This is a genomic window from Halomonas gemina (assembly GCF_023554995.1).
Classification (GTDB): Bacteria; Pseudomonadota; Gammaproteobacteria; order Pseudomonadales; family Halomonadaceae; genus Halomonas; species Halomonas gemina.
This window is the reverse complement of sequence record NZ_JAMJPK010000001.1, coordinates 207505-219819: the sequence shown is the minus strand read 5'-3', so window position 1 is coordinate 219819 and position 12315 is coordinate 207505. Positions and strand designations below refer to the sequence as shown.

General features: G+C 69.4%; 9 protein-coding genes. 3 read left to right on the top strand and 6 right to left on the bottom strand.

The genetic code is table 11. From position 1 onward, the window contains the following. Positions 1-21 precede the first annotated feature (21 nt). Positions 22-666, bottom strand: a complete 645-nt coding sequence (locus M8009_RS01155) for a MiaE family protein (RefSeq protein WP_250058932.1) — start codon at positions 664-666, stop codon at positions 22-24. Beyond that, positions 663-1118 (bottom strand): DUF1289 domain-containing protein, encoded by a 456-nt coding sequence (locus M8009_RS01150; RefSeq protein WP_250058931.1) that lies wholly within the window; start codon positions 1116-1118, stop codon positions 663-665. The genes M8009_RS01155 and M8009_RS01150 overlap by 4 nt, the downstream gene beginning before the upstream one ends. A 276-nt stretch (positions 1119-1394) precedes the next feature. On the opposite strand from M8009_RS01150, the gene acnB reads away from it, so the two are divergent. From acnB to M8009_RS01135, 3 genes are all read left to right on the top strand, one after another. After that, a complete protein-coding gene (gene acnB / locus M8009_RS01145; protein ID WP_250058930.1) occupies positions 1395-3998 on the top strand; it encodes a bifunctional aconitate hydratase 2/2-methylisocitrate dehydratase in 2604 nt (867 codons plus the stop codon). Positions 3999-4212: 214 nt separating this feature from the next. Then, positions 4213-4701 (top strand): ribonuclease E activity regulator RraA, encoded by a 489-nt coding sequence (rraA, locus tag M8009_RS01140; protein ID WP_250058929.1) that lies wholly within the window; start codon positions 4213-4215, stop codon positions 4699-4701. 88 nt (positions 4702-4789) lie between these two features. Beyond that, positions 4790-6673 (top strand): glycerophosphodiester phosphodiesterase family protein, encoded by a 1884-nt coding sequence (locus tag M8009_RS01135; RefSeq protein ID WP_250058928.1) that lies wholly within the window; start codon positions 4790-4792, stop codon positions 6671-6673. Here the strand turns inward: M8009_RS01135 and ggt are convergent. The 4 genes from ggt to M8009_RS01115 all read right to left on the bottom strand — a co-directional run bounded on the left by ggt (position 6670) and on the right by M8009_RS01115 (position 12268). Further along, a complete protein-coding gene (ggt, locus tag M8009_RS01130) occupies positions 6670-8493 on the bottom strand; it encodes a gamma-glutamyltransferase (protein WP_250058927.1) in 1824 nt (607 codons plus the stop codon). The genes M8009_RS01135 and ggt overlap by 4 nt on opposite strands. 68 nt (positions 8494-8561) lie before the next feature. Continuing rightward, on the bottom strand, positions 8562-9005 hold the full coding sequence (locus tag M8009_RS01125) for a hypothetical protein (protein WP_250058926.1): 444 nt from the start codon (positions 9003-9005) through the stop codon (positions 8562-8564). Between the two features lie 82 nt (positions 9006-9087). Next, the gene (locus M8009_RS01120; protein WP_250058925.1) at positions 9088-9870 is read right to left on the bottom strand and encodes a universal stress protein; all 783 of its coding nucleotides are present in this window, start codon (positions 9868-9870) and stop codon (positions 9088-9090) included. Then, positions 9860-12268: a Lon protease family protein gene (locus tag M8009_RS01115; protein ID WP_250058924.1), complete on the bottom strand. Its 2409-nt coding sequence runs from the start codon at positions 12266-12268 to the stop codon at positions 9860-9862. Before M8009_RS01115 ends, M8009_RS01120 begins: the two co-directional genes overlap by 11 nt. Between the last annotated feature and the right edge of the window lie 47 nt (positions 12269-12315).

The following is a 12315-nucleotide window of genomic DNA, read 5'->3' as shown; positions in this document are numbered from 1 at the left end:
TGCGTGGCGGAAGTGATGGCCTCAGGCCGGCACGCCGCTGTGAAAACGAAAGGCCGTGTCCGGCATGGTGACCAGCTCGGCCTCGCGATCGGAGAAGAAGGCGATACGCGCATCGATGGGCGCCGTGGCCAGGCGGCGGGCCAGCATCAGGTAATCCTCGAAATGACGACCTTCAGACTTAACCAGACTGCGATAGAACTTGGCAAGTTCATCATCCAGATGCGGAATCAGGCGGGCAAAGCGCTCGCAGCTGCGTGCCTCGATCAGCGCCCCGATGATCAGGATATCCACCAGGCGCTCCGGTTCCTGTTTCCGGACGTGGCGACGCAGCCCCTCGGCATAGCGCGAGGCACTGATGTGGCGATAGACGATGCCCCGCGCCTCCATCAGCCTGACGACCTGCTCGAAGTGCAACAGCTCCTCCCGGGCCAGCTGCGACATCTTGGTCAGCAGCAGCGGCTGGTCCACATAGCGGTAGAGCAGGCTCATGGCCGTGGAGGCCGCCTTCTTCTCGCACTGGGCGTGGTCGATCAGCAGCAGCTCGGGGTTGGCCAGGGCCCAGTCGACCCATGCCTCCGGGGTGGCACAGGGCAGGAACGCCAGCAGCTCGGCAGGCAGCAGGTCCCGGCAATCGGTCATCTCGAGGGTCGGCATCGGGGGCATCATGGGTCCTGTGTCGGCGGGTCAAGGAGATCGGGGAGGCGCGTCTGTCGCCGCTCGGCGGCAGCCAGCAGGTCGGTGGTGATGCGTTCATGGAGCGAGGCGGCATCCTCGCCGTCGCGGCCGGCCAGCCCGTAGCGCGACAGGTCCCGGATGCGGCCACGGCCCACCCGCAGCAGCTCCACGGCGCGGGAGAGCGGCGGCTGCTCGTCCCGGAAGCGGATCCGGTGACGGCGCAGCTGTGCCTCCAGGCTCGCGGGGTCAACGACCACCAGGAAGCGCCCGGCGACCTCGGCCCGCAGCCGATCCAGCTCGGCCATGCGGCAGCGGCGCTGCTCGCCGGACAGGGCCGGCCAGTCGCGGATCTCGCTGTCGACGCGCTGGCAGCCACGGCACACCCGGTCGCCCAGGGTGGTCGAGCAGAGACCCACGCACGGCGAGGTGATGCGCTCTCCCATGTCCCCTCCCGTTGACGTTAACGTGCGTTGACAGAACGTCATGGTAACGCGGGAGACGCCGGGCTGGCAGCCCGAAGTTGCCGCCGACCAAAGTTCAAGGCCGCCACCGCGGGCCCAACTTAACATTGTCGACAGTTTCCTCTATGATCTCGGCACCGCTGACACCCTGGCAACAGGAAGGGTCTACCAGACGTTTTCCCCCGCCGAAGCGTGCCTTTCGTCGATGCTCGACAAGGTCTGCCGGCTTCGGCCACCACCACCGATGAGGGCCCCAACGTGCTTGAAGCCTATCGCCAACATGTCGAGGAGCGCGCCGCCGACGGCGTGCCGCCTAAGCCGCTGAACGCCGAGCAGGTCGCTGCCCTGGTCGAGCTGCTGAAGAACCCGCCGGCCGGCGAGGAGGAGGCCATCCTCGACCTGCTCACCAATCGCGTTCCGCCCGGCGTCGACGAGGCCGCCTACGTCAAGGCCGGCTTCCTCACCGCCATCGCCAAGGGCGAGGCCGAGTCGCCGCTGATCGACAGGATTCACGCGGTGAAGCTGCTGGGCACCATGCAGGGCGGCTACAACATCGTCTCGCTGGTCGAGCTGCTCGACGACGCCGACCTGGCCAAGGAAGTGGGCGAGCAGCTCAAGCACACCCTGCTGATGTTCGACGCCTTCCACGACGTGGAAGAGCGCGCCAAGGCGGGCAACGCCGTGGCCAAGGAGGTCATCCAGTCCTGGGCCGATGCCGAGTGGTTCCTCTCCAAGCCGGCACTCGACGAGAAGATCACCCTGACCGTGTTCAAGGTGCCGGGCGAGACCAACACCGACGACCTCTCCCCCGCCCCGGACGCCTGGTCGCGCCCCGATATCCCGGTGCACGCCAACGCCATGCTCAAGAACGAGCGTGACGGCATCGAGCCCGAGGTGCCCGGCACCACCGGCCCGCTGAAGCAGATCGAGGAGGTGAAGGCCAAGGGCTTCCCGGTCGCCTACGTCGGCGACGTGGTCGGCACCGGCTCCTCGCGCAAGTCCGCCACCAACTCGGTGCTGTGGTTCTTCGGTGACGACATCCCCTACGTGCCCAACAAGCGCGCCGGCGGCTTCTGCTTCGGCGGCAAGATCGCCCCGATCTTCTTCAATACCATGGAAGATTCCGGCGCCCTGCCGGTGGAGATGGACGTCTCCGCCCTCGAGATGGGCGACGTCATCGATGTCTACCCCTATGAAGGCAAGGTGTGCAAGCACGGCACCGACGAGGTGCTGACCACCTTCGAGCTCAAGACCCAGCTGATCCTCGACGAAGTGCGCGCTGGCGGCCGTATCCCGCTGATCATCGGCCGCGGCCTGACCACCAAGGCACGCGAATCGCTGGGCCTGGCACCCTCCGACGTCTTCCGCCTGCCCGAGCAGCCCAAGGACACCGGCAAGGGCTTTACCCTGGCCCAGAAGATGGTCGGCAAGGCCTGCGGCCTTGAGGGCGTGCGCCCGGGCATGTACTGCGAGCCGAAGATGAGCACCGTGGGCTCCCAGGACACCACCGGCCCGATGACCCGCGACGAGCTCAAGGACCTCGCCTGCCTCGGCTTCCAGGCCGACCTGGTGATGCAGTCCTTCTGCCACACCGCCGCCTACCCGAAGCCGGTCGACGTGGACACCCACCACACCCTGCCCGACTTCATCATGAACCGCGGCGGCGTCTCGCTGCGTCCAGGCGACGGCATCATCCACAGCTGGCTGAACCGCATGCTGCTGCCCGACACCGTGGGCACCGGCGGCGACTCCCATACCCGCTTCCCGCTGGGCATCTCCTTCCCGGCCGGTTCGGGCCTGGTGGCCTTCGCCGCCGCCACCGGCGTGATGCCGCTGGACATGCCGGAGTCCGTGCTGGTGCGCTTCAAGGGCAAGCGTCAGCCCGGCGTCACGCTGCGTGACCTGGTCCACGCCATCCCCTACTACGGCATCAAGAACGGCCTGCTGACCGTCGAGAAGTCAGGCAAGAAGAACGCCTTCTCCGGCCGCGTGCTGGAGATCGAGGGCCTCGAGGACCTCACCGTCGAGCAGGCCTTCGAGCTCTCCGACGCCTCCGCCGAGCGCTCCGCCGCGGGTTGCACCATCACCCTGTCCGAGGACAGCGTGAGCGAGTACCTGAAGTCCAACATCACCCTGCTCAAGTGGATGATCGCCAACGGCTACGGCGACCGCCGTACCATCGAGCGCCGCATCCAGGGCATGGAGGAGTGGCTGGCCGACCCGAGCCTGATGCGCGCCGACAAGGACGCCGAGTACGCCGAGGTCATCGAGATCGACCTCGAGGAGCTCAAGGAGCCGGTACTTTGCGCCCCGAACGACCCGGACGACGCCCGCCTGCTCTCCGAGGTGGCCGGCGAGAAGATCGACGAGGTCTTTATCGGCTCGTGCATGACCAACATCGGCCACTTCCGTGCCGCGGGCAAGCTGCTCGAGAAGCAGCCGGCCGGCAGCCTGAAGACCCGCCTGTGGCTGGCCCCGCCGACCAAGATGGACCAGCACCAGTTGACCGAGGAGGGCTACTACGGCATCTACGGCCGCGCCGGGGCACGCATGGAGATGCCCGGTTGCTCGCTGTGCATGGGCAACCAGGCCCGCGTCGCCGCCAAGTCCACCGTGGTCTCCACCTCCACCCGCAACTTCCCCAACCGCCTGGGCGACGGCGCCAACGTCTACCTCGCCTCCGCGGAACTGGCGGCCGTGGCCGCCGTTGAGGGCCGCCTGCCGACCGTCGACGAGTATCGCCGCTACATGGGCGAGTTCGACGCCATGGCTGGCGAGATCTACCGCTACATGAACTTCCACGAGATCGAGGAGTATCAGAACGCCGCCTCCAACGTGATTCCGGTCGCGCAGGAAGCCTGATCAGCGGTATTCTGATACCCTCAAGTTCGACTCCGATGCTCGCAACATCGAAGGCCGCCGTCCGCGGCGGCCGGAGCCGATGAACGAAGCGCCCCGTCCGGGGCGCTTTTTTTGCGCCCGCCCCTGCCAACGGCCTGTCCCACCAAAGGGGACTTCCGTTCTGCCCGGGCCATGGCATCATCGAGAAATTACCCATGTCACGAGGAGTCTCACCGTGAGCCATATCGTCACGCCGGACATCTGCGACGCCTACCCCGAGGTCCAGGCACTCGATCCGATCTTCGTCAACTTCGGCGGCCACGAGGCCTTCGCCGGCCCGATCCGCACCGTCAAGTGCTTCGAGGACAACTCCCTGGTCAAGCAGGCGGTCGCCGAACCCGGCGACGGCGCCGTGCTGGTCGTCGACGCCGGCGGTTCCACCCGCTGCGCCATGCTGGGCGACATGCTGGCCGAACAGGCTGCCGGCCACGGCTGGGCCGGCGTGGTGATGTACGGCTGCGTGCGCGACGTCGACATACTGGCCGAGACCGAACTCGGCATCCAGGCCCTGGGGGCCCATCCGCGCAAGAGCGAGAAGCGCGGCGAGGGACAGCGCGACATCCCCGTCAGCTTCGCCGGCGCCACCCTGACGCCGGGCCAGTGGCTCTATGCCGACAACAACGGCATCCTGGTCGCCGACGAGCAGCTGGACCTGGAGCGCTGAGGCGCGACGAGCCCCCCGGGAACAGGCACTTGCCCGTGGCAGGCAAGCGGTGTCACCCTGACACGAGATTCCCGTCACGCGCCTGTCCATGCTGCACCTGTCACGATTGAGCGGCGACGTGCTGCGCACCCTGCGCGAGCACCTGCGCCCGCTGATCGCCTATCACCTCTTCTTCACGCTGCTGGCCTCTAGCCTGCTGCTGCCGGCCGTGGGCTGGACCCTCTCGGGGCTGCTCGCCCAGTTCGGCCGCCCGGTGATCACCAACAACGAGCTGATCGCCCTGCTGATGAGCCCCGGCGGCCTGCTGTGGCTGCTGGCCGCCGTCGGCCTGACCTTCCTGGTGCTCTACCTCCAGCAGGCCGGCATGATCCTGGTGGCGGTCCGTCCTCGGGACCACCATGTCCGCCTGGCCTTCGAGGCCCTCTGGGCCGTGCTGCGCCGGCTGCCGGCCCTCAGCGGCCTGGTGGTGCTGCAGGTGGGGTCCCAGTTGCTGCTGCTGGTCCCGCTGGCGCTGAGCCTCGCCTGGCTCCATGAGCTCTTCCTGGGAGGGCTGGACCCCTACTTCGTGCAGAGCGTGCGCCCGCCCGCCTTCTGGGCCTTCCTCGGCAGCGGCCTGGTGCCGCTGCTGGCGTGGCTGCTGCTCGCCGGCAGCCTCTATGTCCGCTGGCACCTGGCCCTGCCGGTGCTGACCCTGGAGGGGCTCTCGCCGCCGGCGGCCCTGGCGCGCAGCGGGCAGCTGACCCGAGGCCGCGGGCGCCATATCGCGGCGGCGGTGGTCCTGCTGCTGCTGGGGATCATCGCGCTGCCGCTGCTGGCCACGGCGCTGTTCGACCGGGTCGTCACGCCGCTGCTGTGGTGGCTGCCCGAGCGTAATGCGGTGCTGGTCCCGGCCATGCTCGCCTACCTCACCGCCTACCTGCTGATCGCCCTGGCCATTACCTTCGGCGGCATCGCCGCCAACGCCCTGCAGGCCACCTGCCTCTACCTGCGCCTGGCCCATCGCGAGCCGAAGCCCAAGCCACCGCCGCCCGGCACCCACCCCGGTCGCCTCGCCTGGGCGGTCGAGCTCGCCGTCGTGCTGTTCGCCATCGGCCAGGCGTGGCTGATCGTCAATCGCTTCGAGATCCGCGACGAGGTCGCCATCATCGCCCACCGCGGCAGCTCGCTGAAGGCGCCGGAGAACACCCTGGCCGCGGTGGAGCAGGCGATCCGGGACCGGGCCGATGGCGTCGAGATCGACGTGCGCCTCACCGGCGACGGCGAGGTGGTGCTCTACCATGACGAGAGCCTCAGGCGGCTGGCCGGCGACGGGCGCCGGGTCGGGGAGCTGCCACGATCGGAGCTCGGCGAGGTGGACGTGGGCAGCTGGTTCGGGGATCCCTTCATCGGCGAGCGGATCCCGGGGCTGGACGAGGTCCTGACGGCGGTACGCGGACGCGCCACCCTGATGATCGAGCTCAAGCCCGATCCCGGCCGCGTACTCGAGCTGGTCGAGGCGGTGATCGACACCCTGGAGAGGGAGCGGGAAGAGCGCCGCGCCTGCCGGCACCGCGCCGAGGACCGGATCACCGCCCTGGCCTGTGGCGATCCCGACATCATGGGCGAGATGCGGGTGGCCGCCATGTCGCCCTGGCTGCTGCGCGAGGTCAGGCTGCGCGCGCCGCGCCTGCGCACCACCCTGCTCGCCCAGCTGGTGATGTCGGGCTCCCTGGAGCGCCGAGGCTTCGATGCCCTCGCCCTTCGCCACAACCGCATCGACGAGGAGGAGGTGCGCCTTGCGGGGTACTACGGTTACGAGCTGCATGCCTGGACCATCAACGATCGCACCCGGATGTCCCAGCTGATCGATCTGGGGGTGGACGGCATCATCACCGACCGGCCGGAGATGCTCGCCAAACTCATCAGTGAGCGCCGCCGCCTGGGCGACGGTGCCCTGCTGCTGGTCAAGCTGCGCAACTGGCTGAGGAACTAGTCCCCCATCACTACCCCTTCACGGCGCGGGTCGGCACCACCGAAGAAGCCCTCCTCGGTGCGCTGGATCGCCTGCAGGCCACTGGTGAGCTCGCGCTCCTCCACCTCGTGGCCCCGCTCGCGCAGCGCCTCCAGGGTGGCCGGCGGGAAGCGTCCCGCCTCCAGGTAGACCGGTCCGCCCAGGGTGATGGCATGGGGCAGGTCCAGCGAACGCTGGGCGTCCAGCCCCCAGTCGAGCATCGCCACCAGCGAGTGGGCGGTGTAGTGGATGATGGCCGCCCCCCCCGCCGAACCAAGGCTCGCCACCAGGTCGTCGCTCTCCCGGTCGAAGACCAGCGTCGGGCTCATGCTGGAGCGTGGTCGCTTGCCTGGCTCCACCCGGTTGGCGATGGGCGTACCCTCGTCATCCGCGGGGGTGAAGGAGAAGTCGGTCAGCTCGTTGTTGAGCATAAAGCCCCCCGGCATGCCGGTCCCCCCGTCGGAGAGGATGCGCGCACCGAAGGCCTGCTCGATGGAGCTGGTCATGGCCAGGGCATGGCCGTGCTCGTCGACGATGCTGATGTGGCTGGTGCCGTATTCCGGCTGCGTCGGCTGCACGGCCCAGGCCGTGGCCAGGGTGCCGGGGTTGCCCGGGCTGGCACCGTCGCTGCCCATGCTCTGCCCCGCCTCGATCAGCTCGGCGCGTTCGGCCAGGTAGTCGGGATCGAGCATCAGCGACCAGTCGCCGCCGGGCGCCTCGACGAAGTCCGGGTCGGCGATATAGCGCCCGCGGTCGGCGAAGGCCAGCCGCGAGGCCTCGAGAAAGCGGTGCAGCCAGTCGACGCCGGGCAGGTCGTCCTCCAGGGCCGCCTCCAGCGGAGGGAGCTCCTCAAGGGTGCCGAGGATCTGCATCACCGTCAGGTGGCCCGAGGAGGGCGGCGGAAAGCCGCACACCCGGTACGCCTGCCAGTCGGTGCAGAGCGGCTCGCGCTCCTTGGCCGTATAGGTGGCCAGATCCTCGAGGCTGAGGCTGCCGGGAATGGCGGGGTGGTTCTGTACCTGCGCCACGATGTCCTCGGCGATCTCCCCGGTGTGCAGCGCCGAGCTGTCCTGCTCGGCGATCCGCTCGAGGATCACCGCCAGGGCCGGATTCTTGAGCGTATGCCCTTCGGGAAGCGGATCCCCCTCCTCGGTGAAATAGAAGGCCGAGGCCCGGCGGTTCTCACGCAGGCCCTCGGTGTCGGCCAGGCTGCGATGCAGCCTCGGGCTGACGGGGAATCCCTCGTCGGCCAGGGTGATCGCCGGCTCGAAGAGCTCGGCCCAGGGCAGGCGACCATGCGCCTTGTGGGCGCTCTCCAGCATGCGCAGGTTGCCGGGCACACCGACCGAGCGACCGCTCTCCACGGCCTCCATGAATGCCAGGGGCTCGCCGTCCCCGTCCAGGAAGAGCTCCTCCTCCACCGAGGAGGGCGCGGTCTCGCGGCCGTCGTAGGCCTTGACCTCCTCGCCGTCGTGGTACATCAGGAAGGAGCCCCCGCCGATGCCGCTGGACTGGGGCTCGACCAGGGTGAGCACCATCTGCACCGCGATGGCAGCATCGATGGCCGACCCCCCCGCCTGGAGGATCTGGTAGCCGGCATCGGTGGCCAGGGGGTTGGCCGCGGCCACGGCGAACCTCTCGGTGGCCCAGCCCGGCTTCTCCTCGCTTCCGGACGCCGTCTCAGGGGCGATCTCCGGGCGCTGGTACTGGAAATCGACCTCCGCCAGTGCCGCCGGGGAAAGCAGCAGCGGGGAGAGCAGCAGCAGGGACGCCGAACGACGCCAAGCGGTGGGGATGACCATGATCATGACTCCTTGTCTCGATTCGGGGTCATGACAGCATAGGTGAGTCCGGTCCGGTCGTCGCCACGCTAGCGGCGACAGCGCCACAGGGCCAGCAGGTTCACGCCGGCGAGGGCCAGCAGGGCGGCGGCGACCCAGCCAAGCGAGCTGACCAGGCCATGGAACTCCCCGGGGGCGGCCTGCGGGCGGAAGGCCATGCCGTATTCGGCCAGGCGGCTGCCCGCGTAGAGCAGCAGGGCCAGCAGGCCCAGCGGCAGCGGAGAGCGCCGCCGGGCCAGCCAGCGGGTCAGCCGCCAAGGCTCCGACGGCGCCTTGCGTGCCTCAGGTTTCCGGGCCCGGGGTTTGGGGGCGGCCCTGGGCCTGTTGGGCGCACGCCGCGGTGCACGCCGCGGCGGTTTTCGGCCCGCACCCGGCAGGCGCCCCGCCAGCCAGCGCGTGGCACGGACCAGGCCCCAGCCCAGGGTGAAGAAGACGGACAGCGCCAGGCCCCCCATCACCAGCAAGTATGCCATCCCGGCAGATCCCCCTTCGGCTCGTTGGAGGCGCTATCTTGCCAAATTCTCGCCGCCCCGTGGGCCAGAATCGCTCGGCGTCTCAGGGCACCACGATGACCGGGATTGGCAGGCGAGCCAGCAGGTCGGCATCCTGGTCGGCCAGGCGGGCGAGCTGGGGGCGGTGGAGCAGCAGGGCGCCATTGTCCACACGGGCCAGCTGCTGCTCCAGTTGCCGGGCATTGCTCGCCTGCAGGGTCTCCGTGCCGTCGAACAGCCGGGTCAGCGCCTCGGGCACCGGCGGGACCTCGTCGCCCTCCCCGGGACCGTCCAGGCTGCGCAGCGGACCGCGGGCCAGCGACAGCCGCTCGTCCCAGATGATCACCGTGCAGGGCGCCTCGAGGATCAGGGCACGGCTGGTGGAGCCCAGCCGCACGCCCCAGTGGCCCGAGAGCCCGGCCTTGCCGAGCAGCAGCAGATCCCCGGGACCGGCCAGCGACAACGCCTCGCTGACCACCCGGCCGCGACTGACCCGCAGCTGGTGTCGCAGCTCCCGGCCCGCCACCGCGGCATCCAGGGCCTCGGTCACGCGGCGGGCCTGGCGGGCCATGCCGGCCTCGAGATCGGACCTCGACAATCGGCGCACCCGCCCCGAGGCGGCGCCGATCTCCCGGGCGAAGGGAAAGCCGGCGCTGCCCAGCAGGTCCTGGTCCTCGACGTAAAGGGCCACCAGCTCGGCGTGGCGCGTTACCGCTAGGTCCACCGCAGCGGCCAGTGCCGCCAGGCTGTGGCGGGACGCATCGAGCAGCGCCAGCACCCGCATCACCGGGATCTCGTCATCTCCCGCCTGCCCTTCCGGGCCTGGCCGGGACGCGTCAACGTTCATCGTCCTGCTCCTCGTGCTCGTCGCCATCGCCGCCCCGCTCCTCCTGGCGCGCGTGCTTCACCACCTCGCGGAAATGGGCCAGCCGCTCGGCCACGCGGGCATCGAGGCTGCCCTCGGGGAAGTGCCCCCGGGCGTCGGGCGAACCGGTGGGCAGGCCGGTGAGCAGCTCCAGCGCCTCGTCCACCCGTGACACGGCGAAGACCCGGAAGCGCCCCTGCTCGATCGCCTCGCGGACCTCGGCCTTGAGCATCAGGTGCTCGACATTGGTCGCCGGCAGGATCACCGCCTGGCCCTGGAGGTCGCCCCGGGCGGCACAGACATCGAAGAACCCTTCGATCTTCTCGTTCACGCCGCCCACCGCCTGGACCCGTCCATGCTGGTCGATGGAGCCGGTGACGGCGAAGGCCTGGTCGAGCTCCACCCGGGCGATGGCCGAGACCAGGGCACACACCTCGGCCACCGAGGCACTGTCGCCCTCGATCCCGCCGTAGGACTGTTCGAAGGCCAGGCTCGCGGAGAGCGAGAGCGGCTCCTCCCCCGCGTAGCGACTGGCCAGGTAGCGCGACAGGATCATCACCGCCTTGGAGTGGATGCGCCCGCCCATGCGCGCCTCGCGCTCGATGTCCACCACCTGTCCGTTGCCCGGACGCGCCGTGGCGGTGATGCGCGATGGCTGGCCGAAGGCGTACTCGCCCAGCTGCAGCACGGAGAGGCCGTTGACCTGGCCGACCACGCGCCCCTCGGTGGCCACCATCATGGTGCCGCGCGTGATCATCTCGTGGCTGCGCTCGCGGATGCGCCCCGCGCGCCAGAGCTGCTGGCTGACCGCCTTCTCGACATGGCGACGGGCGATCACCGTGGCCGCCTCCTCGCGGGCCCAGTGGTCGGCCTCCAGCACCAGGTCATGGAGGTCGCGGTGACGCGCGGTCAGCTTGCGCTGGTCATCGGCCAGGCGGCTGGCACGCTCGATCACGGCGGCCACCCCGCTGCGATCCAACGGGCGCAGGGCCGCCTCGCGGGCCAGGGTCGCCACCATGCGGGCATAGAAGGCCTCGTGCCGGGGGTCACGGTCGAGCTCGTCCTCGAGGTCGGCCTGGACCTTGAACAGCTCGAGGAACTCGGGGTCGTGCTCGCAGAGCAGGTAATAGAGCAGGCGCTCGCCCAGCAGCACGATCTTGACATCCAGCGGGATCGGCTCCGGCTCGAGGGTCACGGTGCTGATCAGCCCATAGGCCTGCTCCAGCGACTCGGTACGGATCTCGCCGGCCTTGAGCACCCGCTTGAGGGTCTCCCAGGCCCCCGGCTGGGTGAGCACGCCGCGCACGTCCAGCACCAGGTAACCGCCGTTGGCGCGATGCAGGGCGCCGGCGCGGATCAGCGAGAAGTCGGTCAGCAGGGTGCCGTTGTGCACATGGTGCTCGATGCGGCCCACCAGGTGCTGGTGGGTGGGCAGGTCCTGGTAGATCACCGGCGCCCCTCGTGCCTCAGCGTTGTCCACGATCAGGTTGACCTGAAAGCGGCTGAATACCGCCTCCGCCGGGATATCGGGCTCGTCGGCGATGAAGGAGTCGACATTGAACAGGATCGCCTCGCGGATGGCGTCGATGTGGGCCAGGATGCCCTCGTGCTCGGCATAGCGCTCCTTGAGCTCGTCCAGGGGGGCGCCGATGGCCGACTCGAGCATCTCTGCGTTGAGGGCGTTGGCCTGGTCGCGCAGCTCCTTGGCCAGGCGCGGCATCTGGCGGATCGCCTGGGTCAGCTTGCGCTGCAGGATCTCGACCGTGGCCTCGATGCGCTCTCGCTCGTCCTTCGGCAGCTTCTCGAAGGCCTCCGGTGCCATCATCTTGTCGCCGTCAGCCGGTGCGAAGGTAAAGCCGTTGGGGGTGGAGAGCAGCAGGATATCGTGCTCGCGAGCCTCGCGTCGCACGGCCTCCACGGCGTCGCGCTGGCGCTCGCCCATGGCCTGCTTGAGCTCGTGGAGGCGGTTCTGGTACTCCTCGCTCTCGAACACGGCGGGGATGGCGCTGCGCAGTTCCTCGACCAGCGCCTCCAGGTCCGTGCGCAGCTGGCGCCCCAGGCCGGGCGGCAGCGAGAGGGCCAGCGGCGCGGCCGGGTCGTCGAAGTTGTAGCGGTAGCACCAGTCCCGGGGAGGCGAGGCGTCGCGGGCCTTGTCGGCGAGGAAGCTGCCCACCAGGTTGTGCCGATCGTGCCCGGGCTGACCCAGCACGAAGAGGTTGAAGCCGTCGCTGCGGATCGCGGTGCCGAAACTCAACGCATCCCGTGCGCGTTCGTGGCCGACGAGCAGGTCCAGCGACTCGAGCTCACTGGTGACCTCGAACTCGAAGGCATCGGTCGGGCAGGTCCGGTACACCCGTGCCACCCCAAGGGGTTCCACCATGGCAGTTCTCCTTTGCTGTCACGGGCAGTATGCGACAAGCAGGAGAG

Coding starts and splice junctions, on each gene's coding strand:
- M8009_RS01155 (WP_250058932.1), bottom strand. CDS start 666: ATGATGCCCCCGATGCCGACCCTCGAGATGACCGATTGCCGGGACCTG.
- M8009_RS01125 (WP_250058926.1), bottom strand. CDS start 9,005: ATGGCATACTTGCTGGTGATGGGGGGCCTGGCGCTGTCCGTCTTCTTC.
- M8009_RS01120 (WP_250058925.1), bottom strand. CDS start 9,870: ATGAACGTTGACGCGTCCCGGCCAGGCCCGGAAGGGCAGGCGGGAGAT.
- M8009_RS01115 (WP_250058924.1), bottom strand. CDS start 12,268: ATGGTGGAACCCCTTGGGGTGGCACGGGTGTACCGGACCTGCCCGACC.
- M8009_RS01150 (WP_250058931.1), bottom strand. CDS start 1,118: ATGGGAGAGCGCATCACCTCGCCGTGCGTGGGTCTCTGCTCGACCACC.
- M8009_RS01135 (WP_250058928.1), top strand. CDS start 4,790: ATGCTGCACCTGTCACGATTGAGCGGCGACGTGCTGCGCACCCTGCGC.
- ggt (WP_250058927.1), bottom strand. CDS start 8,493: ATGGTCATCCCCACCGCTTGGCGTCGTTCGGCGTCCCTGCTGCTGCTC.